The sequence below is a fragment of the Kitasatospora sp. NPDC059722 genome (assembly GCF_042733235.1).
Classification (GTDB): Bacteria; Actinomycetota; Actinomycetes; order Streptomycetales; family Streptomycetaceae; genus Kitasatospora.
Genome location: NZ_JBHWGD010000026.1, coordinates 17528 through 38029, shown reverse-complemented (window position 1 = coordinate 38029; position 20502 = coordinate 17528). Strand labels below are relative to the sequence as shown.

Genomic DNA, 20502 nt, shown 5'->3' with positions numbered 1-20502 from the left:
CGCGCGGCGCCTCGCGGTGTGTGGGCCCGCGGGCGCCCCCCCCCCCCCCCCGGGGGGCCCCCCCCCCCCCCCCGGGGGGGGCCCCGGGCCCTCGGCGTCGACGCCGGAGCGTCGTCAGAGCTTCGCCGCCTTCTTCACCAGGATGACCACGGCCGCCCCGATGCCGACCACGACCAGCAGCTTGATCAGCAGGCCCAGCAGCGCGCCGACCACGCCGAACACGAAGGTCACGACGTTCCAGGCCAGCACCAGGACCAGCACCGGCACGACGATGTTGCGCACCCAGGAGGGCAGCGACTTCCAGAGCTCAGCCATGTCCGTTCCTTCTCTCCCCTCGGGCCGGCCGCCCCTTCGGTGCCGCATCCCGCTTGCTTTCGATACGTCGATCGTACGGGGGCGCCAGTGCCGGAACGAGGCCCAACGGCCCGGAGAGAACCCCGAGATCACCCCGACCCCGGCCCCCGGGGATGACCCTGGGGAACCGCCCCGGAAGCGTCAGACCGGCCAGCGCTCGCCGCGCCACGCGGCGTCCCAGAACATCCACTCGTAGCGCGAGGTCGTCGTGAAGTGCTCGACCACCCGGCGGCGCTCGACGGGGGAGAGCTCCTCGCCGATCCGGTCCGCGAGCGCCAGCACGCGCCGCACCACCGACTGGAACGCCTCGTCGCCGTAGGTGGCGATCCACTTGGCGTAGAGCGGATCCGGCGAGCCCTGGGCGAGCAGTGCCTCGCCGACCCGGGCGTAGATCCAGTAGCAGGGCAGCACCGCGCCGAGCGCCTCCGCGAAGGAGCCGCCGTAGACGGTCGCGAGCAGGTAGCTGGTGTAGGCCCGGGTGGTCGGCAGCACCGCTTCCTCGGCGGCCTGTTCGGCACTGGCCCCGAAGGCCGTCATGAACTCGGCGTGCATGCCCTGCTCCGCCGCGATCGCGCCGACCGCGTCGGCGGCGAACGCCCGCACGTCCTCCTCGCCGGGCGCCTTGGCGGCGCAGACGGCGAGCGCGCGGGCGTAGTCGCGCAGGTAGTGCGAGTCCTGCACGACGAAGTGGCGGAAGGCCTCGCGCGGCAGGGTGCCGTCGGTGAGGCCGCCGATGAAGGGGTGGGCCAGGATCTCGGCGTAGACCGGCTCGATGGCCGACCAGAGCTCTTCGGTGAGACGCATGCGTCCGACCCTAAAGCCTGCCGGTCAGTCCTCCGGGGGCGAGAAGACCACCAGGACCCGCAGCTCCTCCGTGACGTGGTGGAAGCGGTGCGGCGTCCCGGCCGGCACGTACACGACGGTGCCGCGCCCGACGGTCGCGGTCTCGCCGCCCACGGTCAGCTCGGCCCGGCCGCTGATCACCTGGTAGATCTCGTCCTGGTCGTGCGCGGTCTGCGGGTCGGCGGCGCCGGGGGAGAGCGCGTACAGCCCGGCGGACATCCGCGGTTCGCGCAGGAACCGCAGGTACGCGCCGTCGTTGGCCGCGCGTTCGGCGTCGAGTTCGTCCAGCCGGAACAGCTTCACCGGTGCCGTCTTCCCTTCTCCGTCCACCTCCGGGACCACCGGCATTCAACACCAACATGCCCGGCGGGAGCTTCCCTGCGCCCCCGGCGGCCTGCCAGGCTGGTCGCCATGAAGGGTTTCGTTCTCAAAACGCTGATCAACGCGGTGGCCATCTGGGTCGCCGCCTGGATCGTCACCGGCATCCAACTCACCGACGCCAACACCGACTGGCAGCACAAGGCGATCACCGTGGTGGCCGTCGCGCTGGTCTTCGGCGTGGTCAACTGGCTGGTCAAGCCGGTCGTCAAGCTGTTCTCGTTCCCGCTGTTCATCCTGACCCTGGGCCTGATCACCTTCGTGATCAACGCCCTGATGCTGTTGCTGACCTCGTGGGCGTCGGGGCGGCTCAGCCTCGACTTCCACGTCACCGGCTTCGTGCCGGCGCTGCTGGGCTCGCTGATCATCAGCCTGGTCTCGTGGGGCCTGCACCTGGCCCTGGACGACGACTGAGCGCAGCGGCCGCCGCGTCGTGGGAAGGGCCCGTACCCGGGTGGTTCACCGGGGACGGGCCCTCCCCCTTCTCCGGCCGCCCCGGGCCGCCGCGCCCCGATCGGAGGCACCCCGGCGGGTCGGCGTTTCGTCCCGGCCCGGCTGCGGCAGACTCCCGCACAACGCTCGCGCCCCGGAGGTGGCCATGGGTCCCGACAACCGCACCCCGCCACCCCGCCCGGTCGTCAAGCGCACCGCGCGGGCGATCCTGCTGGAGCTGGACCCGGCGGACCCGCACGGCCCGGCCAGCCTCGTCGTGATCCGCCGGGTCCGCCCCGGCTCCCCGCACCCGTACTGGATCACTCCCGGCGGCGGGGTGGAGCGCGGCGACCGGACGGTGGTCGAGGCGCTGCACCGCGAGGTGGACGAGGAACTCGGCGGCAAGGTCGTCGACGTCGTGCCCGCGTTCGTCGACACCATCAGCCACACGCACCACGACGACGGCACGCTGCTCCACCCCCACGGGGTCAAGGTGCAGCACTTCTTCGTGTGCCGGCTCGCCTCGATGGACCTCAGCCGCCGGCACGGGCCCGAGGTGGACGACCCGAACGGCGAGTACGAGGTGGTCCGGCTGCCGTTCACGCGCGAGGGCGTCACGTCGGTCAACGTCGTCCCGCCCCGGCTGCGGGCCTACCTGGCCGCCAACATCGAGGGCATCCGCGCCCTGCTCGCCCCCGACCTCGGCTGAGCCCGGTCGGCGGCGCCTCAGCCCGCGGCCAGGTCCCCCACCAGGTCGTGCCGGATCCGCTCCACCGGCACCCCGGCGCGCACCAGCGCCCCGACGCTCCGGCGGACCATCGCGGCGGGCCCGCTGAGCACCGCTTCCCGGCCCGCCCACGGTCCGAACCGGCCCACCACCTCGGGGAGTTCACCGGCCAGCGCGCCCCCGGCGGGGCCGGTGCCGGAGACCACCGGGCGCACGGTGAGCCACGGGCACCGCCCGGCCAGTTCGCGCAGCCCGTCCAGGTCGTACAACTCGGCGGGCCTGCGGGCCCCGTAGAACACGTCGACGCGGCGGCCGGGACCGCCGTGCTCGGCGACCTCCTCGACCATCGCCCGGATCGGCGCGATGCCGGTGCCGCCGCCGAGGCAGAGCAGGTCGGTGCCGCAGCCGTGGTCGACGGTCATCGCCCCGGCCGCCGGGCCGAGCCGCAGGACGTCCCCCGGCGCCGCGCGGTGGACGAGCGCGTTGCTCACCCAGCCCGCCTGGACGGCCTTGACGTGGAAGGTCAGCAGCCCGTCCGGCCGCGGCGCCGAGGCGAACGAGTAGTGCCGCCACACCCGCGGCCACCAGGGCGTCTCCAGGCTCGTGTACTGCCCGGCGCGGAACGGGTAGGCCTGGTCCGGGCGGACGGTGATCACCGCGACGTCCCGGGTGCGGCGCTCGTGCCGCACCACCTCGCCGTGCCACCACGGCGGCGAGGTGCGGGCGGCCTCCTCCGCGGCCTCGATCATGATCGACGAGACCAGGCGGTAGACCCGGCGCCAGGCCAGCTCGGTCGCGGCGTCCCAGCGGCTGCCCGCGTACCTGGCCAAGGCCTGCACCAGGCACTCCCCGACCGGGCCGTAGTGGCCGGTCAGCGTGCCGTAGCGGCGGTGGCCGCGGCCGAGCGCGCTCAGGTGGGCGCGCAGGGCCGCCGGGTCGTCGGCACCGCGGGCGGCGGCCAGCAGGGCGCGGAAGAGGCGGTCGCGCTGGACGTCCATGGCGGCCGGGAAGAGGGCGCGGACCTCGGGGTGGTGCAGGAAGATCAGCGCGTAGAAGTGCGCGGTGGCCCGGTCGGCGACCGGCTCGACGACCGCCAGACTGGCCCGGATCAGCTCGATGTCCCGTGCGGTGGGCGGTAGTTCGGCGGCCGAGCAGGTGCCGCCGGCGAGCGCGGCGGGCGCCGGACCGCCCTCGGCGAGGGCCTGCACGGCCCAGGCCTGGCTCCAACTGTCGCCGGGTCCGGCCCAGTTGAGGCCGGGAGCGTCGGCGAACAGCGGCCGGAACGGCGGGGCCACGGGCGGCGCGGCGAGCGGGGGGGCAGGCGGGGCGGCGAGCGGGGCCGCAGGCTCGGGGCTCGCCGGCCGCACGGGCCCGGTGACCAGGTCCGGCAGCACCGGCAGGACGGCCGTCGGCGCCTCCACGGGCGGGAGGTCCGGCGGGTCGAGCGGCATCGGGGGAGGCACGGGGGCCTGCGCCCGTCCGGGGGCCGGGTGGTCCGGGGGGAGTTCCGGCAGGCCCGGGACGGAGGAGACCCCCGCCGAGCCGTGCCCGGTGCGGACCAGAAGTGTTCTGCGGGGCTTCACCGCAACGTTTCGAGTACCCAAGAGAATCGTTTCGCCTCCGGCCGGCCTACGCCACCACCTGGCTTGTCCCTGTTGACGCCTAGGCAGCGTGGCACGCCCGAAGTGCTCATCCGACAAATCACGCGAAGCCCGGACGCCCGGCCCGGGAACGCGCTAGTGTCACTCATTCCACGGTCGCCCTGAGTGGCTCCCCCGTCTATTCAGGGCGACCGCGGTTCGAGAAGGGCCCGGTCAGAGCTGCCGCAGCAACATCCCGGGCCGCTCCACGCAGTCCGCGACGAACCGCAGGAACCCGCCCGCCGTGCCGCCGTCGCAGACCCGGTGGTCGAAGGTGAAGGACAGCTGCGTCACCTCGCGCACCGCCAACTGCCCCTCGTGCACCCACGGTTTGGCGACGATCCGGCCGACGCCGAGCATCGCCGCCTCGGGGTGGTTGAGGATCGGGGTGGAGCCGTCCACGCCGAACACGCCGTAGTTGTTCAGCGTGAAGGTGCCACCGGTCAGTTCGGCCGGGGTCAGCGAGCCGCTCCGGGCCGACTCGGTCAACCGGGCGAGCTCCTCGCCGAGTTGCTCGGTGCTCCGCGCGTGCGCGTCCCGCACCACCGGGACGACGAGCCCGCGCTCGCCCTGCGCGGCGAAGCCCAGGTGCACCACCGAGTGCCGGATGATGCCCGAACCGTCCTCCGTCACACTGGAGTTGAGCTCGGGGAAGCGCGCCAGCGCGACCGTGCAGATCCGGGCGAGCAGCGCCAGGACGCTCACCTTAGGACCAGGCGTGGCGTTCAACTGCCGTCGCAGCGCCATCAGTTCGGTGGCGTCCGCGTCCACCCAGCAGGTCGCGGCGGGGATCTCCCGGTGGCTGCGGCTGAGCTTCTCCGCCACCGCCTTGCGGAGCCCGCGCAGCGGGACGACGCCCTCGGCCGCGGCGGAGACGACCGCAGCCGGAGCGGCGACCTTGGCCGCGACCGCCCGCTCGACGTCCGCCCGCATGATCAGCCCGTCCGGCCCGCTGCCCGCGACCGCCGCGAGGTCGACCCCCTGCTCCCGGGCCAGCCGCCGCACCAGCGGCGAGATCACCGGCACCACGGCGGGCGCCGCGGCGACCACCACAGGGGCAACGGGGACGGGGACGGGAGCCGGAGCCGGAGCCGAGGAAGCTCCCACCCGGCGACGCCGTGCGCCCCGGGACTCCGCCACCCCGTACCCGACCAGCGGGCGCTCCACCTCGGCGGACGGCGCGGCGACGGGAGCGTCCGCCGGCCCGCCCGCGGCGGCCACCGCGACGGTGACCAGCGGCGCGCCGACGGCGATCTCCTCGCCCGGCTCGCCGTACCGCGCGGTGACCACCCCGCCGTACGGGCAGGGCACCTCCACCACGGCCTTGGCGGTCTCCACCTCCACCACCGGCTGGTCGACGGCGATCACCTCGCCGACCTCGACCATCCAGCGCACCACCTCCGCCCCGGTCAGTCCCTCACCGAGATCGGGCAGGGTGAACTCGCGCACGACGGGCATCATCCTCAGTCCTCCCACTGCAGCCGGGCGACCGCGTCCAGGATCCGGTCCACCCCGGGGAGGTGGTGGTGCTCCAGCATCGGCGGCGGGTACGGGATGTCGAAGCCGGTCACCCGCAGCACCGGCGCGGCCAGGTGGTGGAAGCAGCGCTCGGTGACCCGGGCGGCGATCTCCGCGCCGGTGCCGCCGAAGCCGCTCGCCTCGTGCACCACGACGGCCCGGCCGACCGAGCGCACCACGCGGGCGACCGTCTCGTCGTCGAACGGCACCAGGGTGCGCAGGTCCAGCACCGCGAGGTCCCAGCCCTCGGCCTCCGCCGCCTCGGCCGCCTCCAGGCAGACCGGCAGCGAGGGCCCGTACGTGATCAGGACGGCCGAGGTGCCGGTGCGCCGCGGCACGGCCCGGCCGATCGGCTCCACCGGCGCGGTCGGGTCGAACCCGTCCTTGCCCCAGTAGAGCCGCTTGGGCTCCAGGAACACGACCGGGTCGTCCGAGGCGATCGAGGCACGCAGCAGCCCGTAGGCGTCGGCCACCGTCCCGGGCGTGACGACGTGCAGGCCGGGCGTGCTGGTGTAGTACGCCTCGGAGGCGTCGCTGTGGTGCTCGACCCCGCCGATGCCGCCGCCGTACGGGATGCGGACGGTGATCGGCAGCGGGAGCCTGCCCGCCGTGCGGTTGCGCATCTTCGCGACGTGCGAGAACAGCTGCTCCAGCGCCGGGTAGGCGAAGGCGTCGAACTGCATCTCGACGACCGGGCGCAGCCCGTACATCGCCATGCCGATGGCGGTGCCGAGGATGCCGGCCTCGGCCAGCGGGGTGTCCAGGCAGCGGTCCGGGCCGAATTCGGCGGTCAGCCCGTCGGTGATCCGGAAGACGCCGCCGAGCGCGCCGACGTCCTCGCCGAGCACGTGCACCGCCGGGTCGTCGCGCATGGCGTCCCGCAGCGCGGTGTTGAGCGCCTGCGCCATGGAGGCGGTGCGCGGGCCAGAGGTGCGCTGCGCAGCAGCTCGGCCAAGGGTGGGGGCGGGCGACGGGTGGGCGGAGTTCATCAGTGCTGCACCTCGGCCTCGGCGGCCAGCTCGGCGGACAACTGGGCGGCCTGCTCGCGCAGTTGCGGGGTCGGCTCGGCGTAGACGTGGGCGAACAGCGCCATCGGGTCCAGCTCGGCGTCGGCGTGGAACTCGGCCCGCATCCGGGCCGCCAGCTCCTCCGCCTCGTCGGCCGCCCGCCGGACCAGCTCGTCGTCCAGGATCCCGAGCTCGCGCATGGCGCGGTCCAACAGCAGGATCGGGTCGTGCTCGCGCCAGGCCGCCACCTCGTCGTCGGTGCGGTAGCGGGTGGCGTCGTCCGCGTTGGTGTGCGCGTCGATCCGGTAGGTCAGCGCCTCGACGAGGGTCGGGCCGCCGCCGGTGCGGGCCCGCTCGACGGCCTCGGCCAGCACGCCGTGCACGGCGGGCGCGTCGTTGCCGTCCACCAGGCGGCCCGGCATGCCGTAGCCGACGGCCTTGTGCGCCAGGCTGGGCGCGGCGGACTGCGCGGTGAGCGGGACGGAGATCGCGTAGCCGTTGTTCTGCACCAGGAAGACCACGGGGGCGCGCAGCACGGCGGCGAAGTTCAGCGCCTCGTGGAAGTCGCCCTCGCTGGTGCCGCCGTCGCCGAGCATGGCGAGCGCGACCACCGGCTCGCCGCGCAGCCGGGCGGCGTGCGCCAGGCCGACGGCGTGCGGGGCCTGGGTGGCGAGCGGGGTGCAGAGCGGGGCGGTGCGGGTGGCGCGCGGGTCGTACCCCGTGTGGGCGTTGCCGCGCAGGAGGGTCAGCGCCTCCAGCGGGTCGACGCCGCGGGAGACCACGGCGAGGGTGTCGCGGTAGCTGGGGAACAGCCAGTCCTGCTCGCCGAGCGCCAGCGCGGCGGCGATCTGGCAGGCCTCCTGGCCGGCCGACGCCGGGTAGACCGCGAGCCGGCCCTGCTTGGTCAGGGTGGTGGCCTGCTGGTTGTAGCGGCGGCCGATCACGAGCCGGCGGTAGAGCTCGCGCAGCAGGGCGGGGTCCTGCTTCTCCAGCGCCGGCGTGCCGAGCACGCGGACGGGGGAGGCGTCCGGCAGCAACGGGGCCGGGTCGGTGCGGGGGGCGGTGGCCCCGGGCATCCAGCCGGGCACCGCCGTGGAGTGTCTGTGGTCGAGAACGGTCATCTCGGGCACCTCCGGGGGTGGTGGGGGCTCCCTACCGATTGTTCGGTCGTCTGTTCATCTTGACCAGAAGCGTGACAAGGTGGTGGACATTCGGCCTGAGCGGAGGTCGACTGGTGGCAGTGCGTCCAATCGGTGAGGGTGGGGGGTCATGTCGGCTGAACAGATGTCCAGACTCGACCGTGTCGACCGGTCGATCCTGCGGCTGCTGCAGCAGGACGGTCGCGCCTCGATCCGCTCGGTCGCCGAGCGGGTGCACGTATCCCGGGCGAACGCGTACGCCCGGATCTCCAGGATGGTCGAGGACGGCGTCATCCGCGGCTTCACGGCCAGGGTCGACCACGAACGGGCCGGTCAGGGCGCGTCCGCGTACATCACACTGAAGATCGTCCAGAACTCCTGGCGCACGGTGCGGGAGCAGCTGCTGGAGCTGCCGGGCGTCGCGCACATCGCCCTCGTCGGCGGCGACTTCGACGTCCTCCTGCTGGTGCACACCGCCGACAACCACGCCCTGCGGGAGCTCGTACTCAACCGCATCCAGTCCATCCCACAGGTGCTCGGTACACGAACGATGCTGGTGTTCGAGGAGACCGACCAGGTTCCGCCGGACTAGGGCGTGCCCCGGCGTCGCGGCACCCGGCCCGACCCGACAGGCACGCCCCAGTGGGCTACCGCGCGCGGAGCCCGTCGAAGGCCAGGTGGACGACGGCGTCGGCCACGCCGTCCGCGGCCTTGAGGCCGGGGCGGTACCACTCGACGATCGAGTTGATCATGCCGAACAGCAGCCGCGTGGCCAGCCGCGGCTCGACGTCCGCGCGCAGCGAGCCGTCCGCGACGGCCGCCCGCAGCAGCTCGGCGACCTGGTGGTCGAACTCCCGGCGGCGCTCCAGCGCCCACTGCTCGGTGGCCGTGTTGCCGCGCACCCGCAGCAGCAGGGTGACGTACGGCAGCTCCGCCAGCAGCACCTCGGCCGTGCGCCGCACCACGTGCTCCAGCCGCACCACGGCCGGACCCGTGACCGCGGCCGGCTCGGCCAGGATCGCGAACAGCCCGTCCAGCGCCCGGCCGACCGCGAGCCGCAGCAGTTCCTCCTTGCCGCGGACGTGGTGGTAGATCGAGGACTTGGAGATCCCCGCGGCCCGCGAGAGGTCCTCCATCGAGGTGCCGTCGTACCCGCGCTCGTTGAACACGTCGACGGTCACGGCGAGCAGCGACTCGACGGTGTAGGCGGGACGCGTGGTGTGATCGGCCATCCCCCGAGTATCCCCGGCCCCACCCGGCCCCACGCGATCGGGTCTCCGCCCGGCCGCAGCCGCCTCGTTGGTCCGCACCAGGAGGATGGGCACAGGCCCCTAGCGCCTGGCGCCCACCTCCCGCCTGCCTGGCGGCGCCGGGGCACGCGCCTCACCGCGTTGTCGTCGGTCGCCCGATGCTCCGCATCGCCTCCCTCCTCCGCCTTGCGATCCACGCACCCCAACGCCGCCAGGCGCCCTTCGGGCACGACGGGAGGTGGGCGCCAGGCCCTAGAATCTCCGGACGATCGTCCACGGCCAGCAGGGTGGGTCCAGTCCGATGACCGCAATACCGGCAGTCGAGTCCGACGTGCCAGAACAGCGCAACGACGAACCGGCCGCACCCGCCGCCGGCTGGCAGGGACGCGCCCGCGCCCTGGCCGTCCGTTTCGGGCCCGCCGTGTGGTGCTACGCGGTGCTCAAGCTGATCGGCTTCACCGTCTTCATGAAGCTGCTGTCGTTCTCCGGGGAGTACGCCAGGAAGCACCCCCGCTTCGGCGGCGGTGCCAACCCCTGGGACGTCCTCGCCAGCTGGGACGGCTGGTGGTACCAGCAGGTGGCGCAGTTCGGCTACCACCCGGCGCTGGTGCCGGTCCCCGGCGGCCAGGTCGGCTTCAGCATCGAGCAGAACTCGGCCGCGTTCTTCCCGCTCTACCCGGGCCTGATGCGGCTGACCTCGGACGTCACCGGCCTCGGCCTGTACGGCGCCGGGATGCTGGTGTCGGTGCTCGCCTCGCTGTTCGCCGCCGCCGGCATCTACGCCGTGGTGGACCGGCTGGCCGGCCCCCGCGCGGGCGTGATCGCGGCGGGCATCTGGGCCGTCGCCCCCGGCTCCGGCGCCGAGTGGGCGCTCTACTCGGACTCGACGTTCGTCGCCCTGGCCGCCTGGGCCTGCTACTGCGTGATGACCAGGCAGTGGGTCGCGGCCGGCGTGATCACCCTGTTCGCCGGCCTCAACCGCCCGACCGCGGCCGCCCTGATCGGCGCCGTCGGCCTGGCCGCGCTGGTCGAGCTGTGGCGGCGGGAGAGCGGTGTGCTGCGCCCGCTGGCCGCGATGCTGCTCGCCCCGCTCGGCCTGCTCGGCTACGTCGGCTGGGTGGGGTGGCGGACCGGCGAGTGGGGCGGTTACTTCCGCCTCCAGCACGACGCCTGGCTGCACTACTTCGACTGGGGCCAGGGCACCTTCCACGCGATCCGCGGCGTGATGCTCGGCCGCAACGACTACCCGTTCGCCTTCGCCCTGCCGGACCTCTTCGCGACCCTGATCGTGCTGACCCTGCCGGCCCTGATCGTGCTGCTGGTCCGGCTGCGCCCGCCGCTGGTGCTCACCGCCTACACCCTCGCCACGATCGTCTCGGTACTCGGCAGCCTGGGCATCTTCGGGAACGTCTCGCGCTACCTGCTGCCCGCGTTCCCGCTGTTCATCGCGCTCGCCATCGGCATGCGCAAGCTGAGCTGGCCGGTGCTGGCGACGGTGCTGGGCACCGCGGCGGCGGCGTCCGGCTGGTACGCCGGGTACGTCATCTTCGAGCTCGGCGTGCCGTAGACCGCCCGTCCTCCCCACTTCCGGGGGCGCGTCCGCCACGGACGCGCCCCCGTTCTCTTCTCCGGAACCAAATCCCTTCCCCCTCTTGAGCCGACCGATCGTTCGGTTACTCTGTGACGTGTCCCGTCTTCCTCCCCGAGGCTCTCTGAGGAGCGAACAGATGTCCGCGGTCACCCACCCCCTCGTCAGCGAGCTGGTCGCGCGCCACCAGGCCACCCTGGACGCCGCGCTCGACGCCGCCGCCAAGCGCGACTACTGGTCGCCCTACCCCGAGTTCCCGAAGGCGTACGGCGAGAGCGGCCCCGCGGACGGCAAGGCGGCGTTCGACGCGCTGCTCGGCGCCCCGTTCGCCCTCGACGGCCACCCCACCGACGGCGACCTGGTGGGCGGCGAGACCTCCCCGTACGGCGTGGAGCTGGGCATCACCTACCCGCACGCCGGGCCGGACGCGCTGATCGCCGCGCTGAGCGCCGCCCGCCCCGCCTGGGCCGCCGCGAGCCCGCTGGAGCGCGCTGCCGTCTGCATGGAGATCCTGCAGCGGATCAACGCCCGCTCGCACGAGTTCGCCCAGGCCGTCATGCACACCACCGGCCAGGCCTACGGCATGGCCTTCCAGGCCGGCGGCCCGCACGCCCAGGACCGCGGCCTGGAGGCCGTCGCCTACGCGTACGCCGAGCAGACCCGGCTGCCCCGGCAGGCCGGCTGGACCAAGCCCCAGGGCAAGCGCGACCCGCTGGTGATGAGCAAGGAGTTCACCGTCGTCCCGCGCGGCCTCGCGCTGCTGATCGGCTGCAACACCTTCCCCACCTGGAACGGCTACCCCGGCCTGTTCGCCTCGCTGGCCACCGGCAACCCGGTGCTCGTCAAGCCGCACCCGCGGGCCGTCCTGCCGCTCGCGCTGACCGTCGCGATCGCCCGCGAGGTGCTCGCCGAGGCCGGCTACGACGCGAACCTGGTCTGCCTGGCCGCCGAGCACGAGGGCGGCACCGTCGCCAAGGACCTCGCCGTCCGCCCCGAGATCCGGATGATCGACTACACCGGCTCCACCGCCTTCGGCGACTGGCTGGAGGAGCACGCCAGGCAGGCCCTGGTCTACACCGAGAAGGCCGGCGTCAACGCCGTCGTCATCGACTCCACCGACGACTACAAGGGCATGCTCGGCAACCTGGCCTTCGCGCTCTCGCTCTACAGCGGCCAGATGTGCACCACCCCGCAGAACCTGCTGATCCCGCGCGGCGGCATCGGCACCGACCAGGGCGACAAGTCCTTCGACCAGGTCGTCGCCGACCTCGCCGGCGCGATCGAGGGCCTGCTGTCCGACGACGCCCGCGCCGCCGCCGTCCTCGGCGCCGTCGTCAACCCCGGCGTGCTCCAGCGCTCGGCCGCCGCGGCCGGCGGCGAGTACGGCGAACTCGTCCTCGCCCCGCGCGCGGTCGTCTGCGCCGAGTTCCCCGGCGCGACCGTGCGCACCCCCGCCCTGGTCAAGCTCGACGCCGACAAGCCGGACGACCGCGCGGTCTTCCGCAGCGAGTGCTTCGGCCCGGTCTCCTTCGCCGTCGCCGTCGAGTCCACCGCCGCCGCGGTCGAGCTGCTGCGCACCACCGTCCGCGAGAAGGGCGCGATGACGGCCACCGGCTACACCACCTCCCCCGAGGTCGAGGCCCTGCTGGTGGAGGCCGTGCTGGACGCCGGCGTCTCGCTCTCGCTCAACCTGACCGGCGGCGTCTTCCCCAACCAGACCGCCGCCTTCTCCGACCTGCACGGCACCGGCGCCAACCCGGCCGCCAACGCCGCCTACTGCGACGGCGCGTTCGTCGCCAACCGGTTCCGCACGGTGGAGATCCGCCGGCAGGGCTGAGCCTTCCGGCACGTCACCGGGCCCCGGCGGTTCACACCCCGCGCCCGGGCCGGGGGATGATGGAGGCTGGAGGGACGCCGAACGACGCGTCCAACCGCCCTCCGACCACCGGGAGCTGACACATGACCGCGAAGCAGACCGTCACCGACGTCCTGATCGTCGGCGCCGGACCGACCGGCCTGCTGCTGGCCGGCGACCTCGCCGCCGCCGGCCTCGCCGTCACCCTCCTGGAGAAGCGCGGCGCCGAGTCCAACCTCACCCGGGCCTTCGCCGTGCACGCCCGCACGCTCGAGATGCTCGACGCCCGCGGCCTCGCCGACGACCTCATCGCCACCGGCCGGCCGCTCACCTCGCTGAAGATGTTCAACCGCTTCGGCGTCGAGCTCGGCAACCTGCCGACCCGCTTCCCGTTCGTCCTGATCACCCCGCAGTACAACGTCGAACGGCTGCTGCACGAGCGCGCGGTCGGGGCCGGCGCGACGATCGTACGCGGCAGCGAGGTCACCGGCCTGCGGCAGGACGCCGAGGGCGTCACGCTGGAGACCGCCGACGGCACCACCCACCGCGCCCGCTACGCGGTCGGCACCGACGGCGTCCGCTCCACCGTCCGCGAGCTGCTCGGCGTCCCGTACCCCGGCGAGTCCGTGGTCGACTCCGTCCTGCTCGCCGACGTCCGGCTGGAGCGCGAGCCCGAGAACACCATCACCGTCGGCGCCGGCAGCGCGGGCTTCGCCTTCCTCGCCCCCTTCGGCGACGGCTACCACCGCGTCATCGCCTGGGACCGCACCGAGCGCGTCCCGGACGGCACCACCCCCTCGCTGGAGCGGATCGCCGCCATCACCGAGGCCGCCATCGGCGAGGACTTCGGCATGCACGAGGCCCGCTGGGCCTCCACCTTCCACAGCGACGAGCGCCAGGTGCCCAACTACCGCTCCGGCCGGGTCTTCCTGGCCGGCGACGCCGCGCACTGCCACTCGCCGGCCGGCGGCCAGGGCATGAACACCGGCCTCCAGGACGCCGCCAACCTCTCCTGGAAGCTCGCCGCCGTGCTGCGCGGCCACGCCACCGACGCGCTGCTCGACAGCTACCAGACCGAGCGCCACCCGGTCGGGAAGATGGTCCTGCGCACCTCCGGCGCCCTGATCCGGCTCGCCCTCGCCGAGTCCGCGCCCACCCGCGCCCTGCGCGGCGCGCTCACCGCGCTCGGCGGCCACCTCGACCCGGTCACCGAGCGCGGCGCCCGGCTGGTCTCCGGGATCGACATCGCCTACCCCGCCCCGAAGGACGCCCACCCGCTGGTCGGCAAGCGCGTCCCCGACCTGCGGCTGACCGCGATCGAGAAGCCCCGCGACGACGAGCCCGCCGCACCCGAGCGGCTCTACGAGGCGCTGCGCGCCGGGAAGTTCGTCCTGGTCAGCAACGACGTCCAGAGCGCCGCCGCCCCCTGGGCCGGCCGGCTCGTCACCACCGCCCCCGCCGACCCGCACGGCAAGCTGCGCGACACCGTCCTGCTGATCCGCCCCGACGGCTACGCCGCCTGGGCCGCCGTCGACCCGGGCCACCGCGACGTCACCGAGGCCCTCACCGCCCACCTCGGCGCCCCGACGACGAACTGAGGACCCTTCGTTCTCCCGCGCCCCGTGCAGGGCGCGGGAGAACGCCGCGCTAGCCCTTCGCCTTCACGTAGTGCCGGGCCGCCTTCGCCCGGTTCCCGCACACGGCCATCCGGCACCACCGCCGCCGCCCGTTCTGCGACGCGTCGAAGAAGTGCAGGATGCAGGCGTCGTGCGCACACTGCCGCACCCGGTGCGCCCCCTGCGCGACCAGCCCGAGGAAGTCGTCCACCGCGAGCCAGGCCGCCAGCCACTGCGGCTCGTCGACCTCGATCCGGTCCTCCGCGCCGCCCGCGCCGGCCGTCCGCCGGATCCGTCCGTGGGCGAGCACCTCGTCCAGCCCGGCCCGCGCGGCCCCGCCCAACTCCCCGTTCTCACCGAGCGACCGCACCGCGGCCCCAAGCACCTCACGGGCCCTGAGCACCGCGGCCAGCCCGGCGGCGTCGGCCTCGCAGCGCTCGCCCAGCCCGGCGGAGGAGAGCCAGATCCCGTACCCGTCGGGCTCGCCGAGCAGGTCGTTGAGGGGGGTGCCGGCCCAGCGCGTGTTGAGCAGGTCGAGCGCCAGCGGCTCGCCGATCAGCGGGCGGGGGTCCCTCGGGTCCGCCTTCACGTCAGTCATCGTTCTCCCTCGGCTCCACGCGATTCTACGGCCGTCCCGGAAGCCCCAACTGGTGTGGACCACCGCCGAATTTCCGATCATTCACTGTATGAAACACCTGCCGTTCCGCCGTTCCACACTTGACTGTTTTTTAGCAACGAATTGCCTGACCATGAGCCAATCCCCGGAGTTGTTCTGTCATGTTCTAGCCAGCGTTCTACCCCAGAGCGTCAAGTGCCCCTTGCCGGACCCCACATCCGGCCAGAGGAGGATCCGTTGCGCCCCCGCACCCTCGCCCTCGCGGCCGCCATAGCCGTGCTGCCGCTGACCGCCGTCTCGCTCGGCGTCACGACCGCGCAGGCCGCGTCCACCCCCCACGCCGCTCCCCGCATCGAGCTGCCGAACACCGTGAACCCCGCGGTGGCCCACTCGGAGAAGAAGGGCGACGTGCCCGCCGAGCAGCAGATCTCGGTCGCCGTCAGCCTGAAGCTCCGCAACGCCGACGAGCTGGAGCGCTTCCTCGCGGCGGTCACCACCCCGGGCACCCCGGAGTACGGCCACTACCTGACGCCGGAGCAGTTCAACCAGCGGTTCGGCCCGACCCAGGCCGCCGTCGACCAGGTCAAGGCCTACCTCGCCGGCCAGGGCCTGACGGTCACCGAGGTGAGCGCCAACCGCCAGGTCGTCAGCGCCCGCGGTACCAACGACCAGGTCTCGCAGGCCTTCGGCACCCACGAGAGCTCCTACGTCGACCCGCAGCTGCAGCGCGCGTTCTACGCGAACGACGCGGCCGCCTCCGTCCCGGCCGACCTCGCCGACGTCGTCCAGGGCGTGCACGGCCTGGACAACCACGCGGTCCGCAAGAACCGCCTGGCGACCCCGCACGCCGTCACCCCGAACGCGGCCTCGGCCACCCCGAACGGCGTGGGCCCGGCCCAGTACGACGGCGCCTACAACCTGGACAAGACCGGCGCCGACGGCACCGGCGTCACCGTCGCCCTCTGGGAGTTCGACGGCTACACGTCCTCGGACCTGACCACCTACGACAGCCAGTACGGCCTCTCCGGCCCGGCCGTCTCCACGGTCTCGGTCGACGGCGCCAACTACGACTCCGCCCCCGGCCAGGGCCAGGGCGAGGTCGAGCTGGACAGCGAGATCGTCCGCGGTGCCGCCCCCAAGGCGACCCAGCTGGTCTACGAGGCCCCGAACTCGGACCAGGGCGAGATCGACATGGCCAACAAGATCGTGGCCGACAACAAGGCCTCGGTCATCTCGATCTCCTGGGGCTCCTGCGAGCCGGACACCACGGCCGCCTCGATGACCGCCGTCGACAACGCCTTCAAGCAGGCCGCCGCGCAGGGCATCTCGATCTTCTCCGCCTCCGGTGACGACGGCTCGCGCGACTGCACCCGCTCGACCAGCGGCTCGACCGTCAAGGCCGTCGACTTCCCGGCCTCCAGCCCGCACCAGACCGGTGTCGGCGGCACCAACCTCAAGGTCTCCGGCAACGCCTACTCCTCGGAGAGCGCCTGGAGCACCGCCGGCGGCGGCGTGTCCACCGTCTTCAGCAAGCCGACCTGGCAGACCGGCACCGGCGTCAACGGCACCATGCGCACCGTCCCGGACGTCGCCTCCAACGCCGACCCGGCGAGCGGCTTCGCGATCTACACCGCCGGCGCCTGGCAGGTCTACGGCGGCACCAGCGCGGCCGCCCCGCTGTGGTCCGGCTACGCCGCCCAGTTCAACCAGAAGGCCAAGGCGGCCGGGCAGTCCGCCCTCGGTGAGGCCAGCCCGCGCCTGTACGCCGTCGCCAACAGCAGCAGCTACGGCAGCACGTTCCACGACGTGAAGACCGGCTCGAACCAGGACTTCCCGGCCAAGACCGGCTACGACCAGGTCACCGGCTGGGGCTCCCCGGTCGCGGACGCCCTGACCACCGCCCTGCTCGGCGGCGGCGGCACCCCGACCCCGCCCCCGACCGGCGGCTGCACCGCGGCCCAGCTGATCGGCAACGGCGGCTTCGAGTCCGGCACCGCGGCCCCGTGGACGACGTCGAGCGGCGTGGTCGACAACAGCAGCTCGCAGCCGGCCCACGGCGGCAGCTGGAAGGCCTGGCTGGACGGCTACGGCAGCTCGCACACCGACACCCTGTCGCAGACCGTCTCGATCCCGGCCGGCTGCACGTCCGCGTCGCTGACGTTCTGGCTGCACATCGACACCGCCGAGAGCGGCAGCACCGCGTACGACACGCTGACCCTGCAGGCCAACTCGACCACGCTGAAGACCTGGTCCAACGTGGACGCGGCCGCCGGCTACGTGCAGCGCACCGTCGACCTGACCTCCTTCGCCGGCCAGACCGTGACCCTCAAGTTCACCGGCACCGAGGACGGCTCGAACCAGACCAGCTTCGTGATCGACGACGTCGCCCTGAACGTCGGCTGATCACCTTCTGGTAACCGAGACCCCGCCGGGGCGGCGCCGTCAGGGCCCGCCCCGGCGGTGTGTTATACGTCACCACCTGGGACGATGCGTGTTTCCGCAATGTTTCAAGATCGCTAACCCTGCGGTTCACCTCCCGTGACCACTGTCATACGCACGACGGATGACGTAGCCTCTCGACCGTGCATAGGGTTCCCCAAAGCTCGGTGAAGCCGCTGGCGGCGCGCCCCGGCGCCGACCCGGTCCCGCCGAACTCACCTGGTGGGGAGGGTTACCGCATGGCCGCACAGCAGCCCCAGGACGCCGCGCGACTCCGGCTGGTCGAAGAGCGCCCGGAGCGCACCGGCCCGCCCGTACTCGCGCCCGCGCCGGTACCGGCGGCCCTGCCGCCCGCCGGATCGCCGGCCGCCGGCCGGCCCGCCACCGCGGGCGGCTTCGCGGACACCCTGCACCTGGCGATCGAGGCCAGCGGCCTCAGCCTGGACCGGATCCGGGCGGCGCTCACCCAACGCGGCGTCAGGGTCAGCGTCACGACGCTGAGTTACTGGCGGCGCGGCCGCAGCCAGCCCGAGCGGGCCAGCTCGCTGCGCGCCGTCCACCTGCTGGAGGAACTGCTCGGCCTGCCGCACAGCTCGCTGTCCTCGCTGCTCGGCCCGCCGCGCCCGCGCGGCCGCTGGGCCGCCGCCGCCAACACCTGCCACCTCGGGCTGGAGGACGTCTGGCCCGGCGAGCAGGAGATCGCCGACATCTTCGCCGAGCTGGACGCCCCGCCGGCCGGCGAGCTGGAGCGGCTGAGCATCCACGACTCGTACTACGTCGACGCCCATCGCCGCGGCAACCTGCTGCGGATGCGCCAGGTGGTCCGCGCCACCGTCGCCGGCGTCGGCCGCTGCCTGGTCGTGCACAAGGCCGACGAGGAGGCCACCGGCTGCCCCGAGATCACCTCGGTCCGGCACGGCCGGCTCGGCCGCGTCCGCCGCCGCCCGGAGGCCGGGCTGACCGTCGGCGAGATCATGCTGGACCGCCCGCTCGGCCTGGGCGACAGCACGGTCTTCGAGTACGAGGTGGAGATCCCGCCGGGCGGCCCGACGCTGGAGTACAGCCGCCGCTTCGCGACCCAGGTGCGCGAGTACGTGCTCCAGGTCCACTTCGACCCCGCGGCCGTCCCGGTGCACTGCGAGCGGTACGACCGCGACCCGGGCGAGGACGTCGACAGCCGCCGCGAGCAGCTGTGGATCGGCGCCTCCGCGAGCGCCCACGTGCTCTCCCCGGACCAGCAGCCGGGCCACATCGGCATCCGGTGGGAGTGGGAGTAGCCGCCGCGCGGCTCCCCACTCCCACTCCCGTCCCCCCTTCCCGCTCAGTCGCGCCCTCGCGCCCTCACACCGCCGCGCCCTCATGCCGCCACCACCTAACCCCTGCATGCCCTGATACTGGTTGACGCTCCATCACCTAACCACTAACTTCATGAGTACCGGTTAGGCACGAGCCCCTCCGGACCACCCAGCCACGGGAGCGTCCAGGCATGTCCAGCCCCGCCCTGATCCACACCCTGAAGACCGGCCACGTCGGCCTCAACGTCACCGACCTGGAGCGCTCGATCGCGTTCTACCGCGCCGTCCTCGGCGTCCAGGTGACGCACGAGGGCACCGACGCCGAGCGCCGCTACGCCCTGATGGGCCGCGACGGCCGCCTGGTGGTCACCCTCTGGCAACAGAGCACCGGCACCTTCGCCACCGCCTCCCCCGGCCTGCACCACCTGTCCTTCGAGGTCGAGAGCCTCGACGAGGTCCGCGCCACCGAGCACCGACTGCGCGAGCTCGGCGCCGAGTTCGCGTACGACGGGGTCGTGCCGCACGGCGAGGGCTCGGACTCCGGCGGCATCTTCTTCACCGACCCCGACGGCATCCGGCTGGAGATCTACGCCCGCGCCGGAGTCGCCGCGACGGGCGCCACAGCGCCCACGGCGGACGCCCCGACCTGCGGCTTCTTCTAGGCCGGAGGCCGCCGTGACCACCCCCGTCACGCCCTACCACCCCGGCGAGCTCGCCGCCCAGGCGCTGGCCGGCGTGCGGGAGCGCGCCGACCACGCCGGCCGGGCGATCCGCGGCACCATCCCGCCGGTCGCCGCCCGCTTCCTCACCGAGCGCCGGACGCTCGTGGTCGGCGCCGCCGACCCGGACGGCCGGGTCTGGGCCACCCAGCTCGCCGGTGCCCCGGGCTTCCTCCAGGCCGGCGACGAGCGGACCATGACGGTCGCCGCCCGCCCCGCCGGGGACGACCCGCTGGCCGCCGCCCTGGCCGGCCCGGCCCGGGTCGGCACCATCGCCCTCGACCCGGCCGGGCGGCGCCGGATGCGGCTCAACGGCCGCTCGGTGCCGGACCGCCGGGACGGCCTGGTGATCACCGCCGACCAGGTCGTCTCCAACTGCCCGAAGTACATCCAGCGCCGCACCCCGCTCGACCGCCCGTCCGCCGGCGCCCCGCGCGCCGTGTCCGCCGGGCCGGCGCTCTCCACCGCGCAGCGGCTGACCGCCGCCACCACCGACACGTTCTTCGTCGCCACCGTCGGCCCGGACGGCGGCGTGGACGCGTCCCACCGGGGCGGCTTCCCCGGCTTCCTGCGGGCCGCGGCCCCCGACCGGCTGGTCTGGCCGGAGTACCAGGGCAACAGCATGTTCATGACGCTCGGGAACCTGGAGCTCGACCCGCGGGCCGGCCTCCTCCTGCCCGACTGGGAGACCGGCGGCGCCCTGCTCGTCACCGGCGAGGCCCGCACCGACTGGTCCCCCGGGGCCCGCGCGGGCGTGCCCGGCGCCCAGCGGATGGTCGAACTGGCCGTCACCGGCGTCGTCGAACTCGCCGACGCCACCCCGCTGGCCTGGACCGACCCCGAGTACTCCCCGGCCAACCCGCACCCCGTCGACTGACCCGCCGACTGATCCCGCCGACCGGCCGAGCCACCGTCAGCTCCGGTGCCGGCACTACCGTCTCCCCTCCACCCCCGCCACGCCCGGGCCGCCGAACGGCCGTCACCCGCGCGGCCCAGCCCGCCGCGCCGCGGCCCGCCCGCTTTGGGACCTTGGTCCCGGTACCACGCGGAACCGGCCCGGGAAGGTCAGTCCTGCCACACCGTCAG

General features: G+C 73.8%; 19 protein-coding genes. 10 read left to right on the top strand and 9 right to left on the bottom strand.

Features of this window, described 5'->3' with window-relative positions; genetic code table 11:
- Nucleotides 1-114: 114 nt before the first annotated feature.
- The 3 genes from ACFV4F_RS18625 to ACFV4F_RS18615 form a co-directional block, all read right to left on the bottom strand.
- On the bottom strand, nt 115-315 hold the full coding sequence (locus ACFV4F_RS18625) for a DUF5326 family protein (protein ID WP_380439679.1): 201 nt from the start codon (nt 313-315) through the stop codon (nt 115-117).
- A 180-nt stretch (nt 316-495) separates the two neighbouring features.
- The gene (gene tenA, locus ACFV4F_RS18620) at nt 496-1158 is read right to left on the bottom strand and encodes a thiaminase II (protein ID WP_380439681.1); all 663 of its coding nucleotides are present in this window, start codon (nt 1156-1158) and stop codon (nt 496-498) included.
- Between the two features lie 24 nt (nt 1159-1182).
- Entirely contained in the window at nt 1183-1500 is a 318-nt protein-coding gene (locus ACFV4F_RS18615; protein WP_380439729.1) for a cupin domain-containing protein, read from the bottom strand.
- 108 nt (nt 1501-1608) lie between these two features.
- Here ACFV4F_RS18615 and ACFV4F_RS18610 point away from each other — a divergent pair, with 108 nt between their 5' ends.
- Complete coding sequence (locus ACFV4F_RS18610) at nt 1609-1989, top strand: phage holin family protein (protein ID WP_380439683.1); 381 nt, start codon at nt 1609-1611, stop codon at nt 1987-1989.
- A 184-nt stretch (nt 1990-2173) separates the two neighbouring features.
- Nucleotides 2174-2716 (top strand): NUDIX domain-containing protein, encoded by a 543-nt coding sequence (locus tag ACFV4F_RS18605; protein WP_380439685.1) that lies wholly within the window; start codon nt 2174-2176, stop codon nt 2714-2716.
- Nucleotides 2717-2733: 17 nt separating this feature from the next.
- Here ACFV4F_RS18605 and ACFV4F_RS18600 read toward each other — a convergent pair whose 3' ends face one another.
- The 4 genes from ACFV4F_RS18600 to pdhA form a co-directional block, all read right to left on the bottom strand.
- On the bottom strand, nt 2734-4185 hold the full coding sequence (locus ACFV4F_RS18600; RefSeq protein ID WP_380503713.1) for a globin domain-containing protein: 1452 nt from the start codon (nt 4183-4185) through the stop codon (nt 2734-2736).
- Nucleotides 4186-4548: 363 nt separating this feature from the next.
- Complete coding sequence (locus ACFV4F_RS18595; RefSeq protein WP_380503795.1) at nt 4549-5832, bottom strand: dihydrolipoamide acetyltransferase family protein; 1284 nt, start codon at nt 5830-5832, stop codon at nt 4549-4551.
- A 5-nt stretch (nt 5833-5837) separates the two neighbouring features.
- Nucleotides 5838-6800, bottom strand: coding sequence for an alpha-ketoacid dehydrogenase subunit beta (locus ACFV4F_RS18590; RefSeq protein WP_380503793.1), 963 nt, complete (start codon nt 6798-6800; stop codon nt 5838-5840).
- A gap of 80 nt (nt 6801-6880) precedes the next feature.
- Nucleotides 6881-8020 (bottom strand): pyruvate dehydrogenase (acetyl-transferring) E1 component subunit alpha, encoded by a 1140-nt coding sequence (gene pdhA, locus ACFV4F_RS18585; RefSeq protein ID WP_380439689.1) that lies wholly within the window; start codon nt 8018-8020, stop codon nt 6881-6883.
- Between the two features lie 148 nt (nt 8021-8168).
- On the opposite strand from pdhA, the gene ACFV4F_RS18580 reads away from it, so the two are divergent.
- Nucleotides 8169-8630, top strand: coding sequence for an Lrp/AsnC family transcriptional regulator (locus ACFV4F_RS18580; RefSeq protein ID WP_045697013.1), 462 nt, complete (start codon nt 8169-8171; stop codon nt 8628-8630).
- Nucleotides 8631-8685: 55 nt separating this feature from the next.
- Here ACFV4F_RS18580 and ACFV4F_RS18575 read toward each other — a convergent pair whose 3' ends face one another.
- A complete protein-coding gene (locus ACFV4F_RS18575; protein WP_380439691.1) occupies nt 8686-9270 on the bottom strand; it encodes a TetR/AcrR family transcriptional regulator in 585 nt (194 codons plus the stop codon).
- A gap of 319 nt (nt 9271-9589) precedes the next feature.
- On the opposite strand from ACFV4F_RS18575, the gene ACFV4F_RS18570 reads away from it, so the two are divergent.
- The 3 genes from ACFV4F_RS18570 to ACFV4F_RS18560 all read left to right on the top strand — a co-directional run bounded on the left by ACFV4F_RS18570 (nt 9590) and on the right by ACFV4F_RS18560 (nt 14329).
- Nucleotides 9590-10855 (top strand): glycosyltransferase family 39 protein, encoded by a 1266-nt coding sequence (locus tag ACFV4F_RS18570; RefSeq protein ID WP_380439693.1) that lies wholly within the window; start codon nt 9590-9592, stop codon nt 10853-10855.
- A gap of 160 nt (nt 10856-11015) precedes the next feature.
- Nucleotides 11016-12713: a phenylacetic acid degradation protein PaaN gene (gene paaN, locus ACFV4F_RS18565; protein WP_380503710.1), complete on the top strand. Its 1698-nt coding sequence runs from the start codon at nt 11016-11018 to the stop codon at nt 12711-12713.
- Between the two features lie 122 nt (nt 12714-12835).
- Nucleotides 12836-14329 (top strand): FAD-dependent monooxygenase, encoded by a 1494-nt coding sequence (locus ACFV4F_RS18560; protein ID WP_380503707.1) that lies wholly within the window; start codon nt 12836-12838, stop codon nt 14327-14329.
- 49 nt (nt 14330-14378) lie between these two features.
- On the opposite strand, the gene ACFV4F_RS18555 is transcribed toward ACFV4F_RS18560, so the two are convergent.
- Nucleotides 14379-14945, bottom strand: coding sequence for a CGNR zinc finger domain-containing protein (locus tag ACFV4F_RS18555; RefSeq protein WP_380503704.1), 567 nt, complete (start codon nt 14943-14945; stop codon nt 14379-14381).
- Nucleotides 14946-15200: 255 nt separating this feature from the next.
- Here ACFV4F_RS18555 and ACFV4F_RS18550 point away from each other — a divergent pair, with 255 nt between their 5' ends.
- The 4 genes from ACFV4F_RS18550 to ACFV4F_RS18535 all read left to right on the top strand — a co-directional run bounded on the left by ACFV4F_RS18550 (nt 15201) and on the right by ACFV4F_RS18535 (nt 20293).
- Nucleotides 15201-17366: a protease pro-enzyme activation domain-containing protein gene (locus ACFV4F_RS18550; RefSeq protein ID WP_380439701.1), complete on the top strand. Its 2166-nt coding sequence runs from the start codon at nt 15201-15203 to the stop codon at nt 17364-17366.
- Between the two features lie 275 nt (nt 17367-17641).
- Complete coding sequence (locus ACFV4F_RS18545) at nt 17642-18679, top strand: hypothetical protein (RefSeq protein ID WP_380439703.1); 1038 nt, start codon at nt 17642-17644, stop codon at nt 18677-18679.
- Nucleotides 18680-18888: 209 nt separating this feature from the next.
- Nucleotides 18889-19359: a VOC family protein gene (locus ACFV4F_RS18540; RefSeq protein WP_380503701.1), complete on the top strand. Its 471-nt coding sequence runs from the start codon at nt 18889-18891 to the stop codon at nt 19357-19359.
- 13 nt (nt 19360-19372) lie between these two features.
- A complete protein-coding gene (locus ACFV4F_RS18535) occupies nt 19373-20293 on the top strand; it encodes a pyridoxamine 5'-phosphate oxidase family protein (RefSeq protein ID WP_380503698.1) in 921 nt (306 codons plus the stop codon).
- Nucleotides 20294-20502 lie beyond the last annotated feature (209 nt).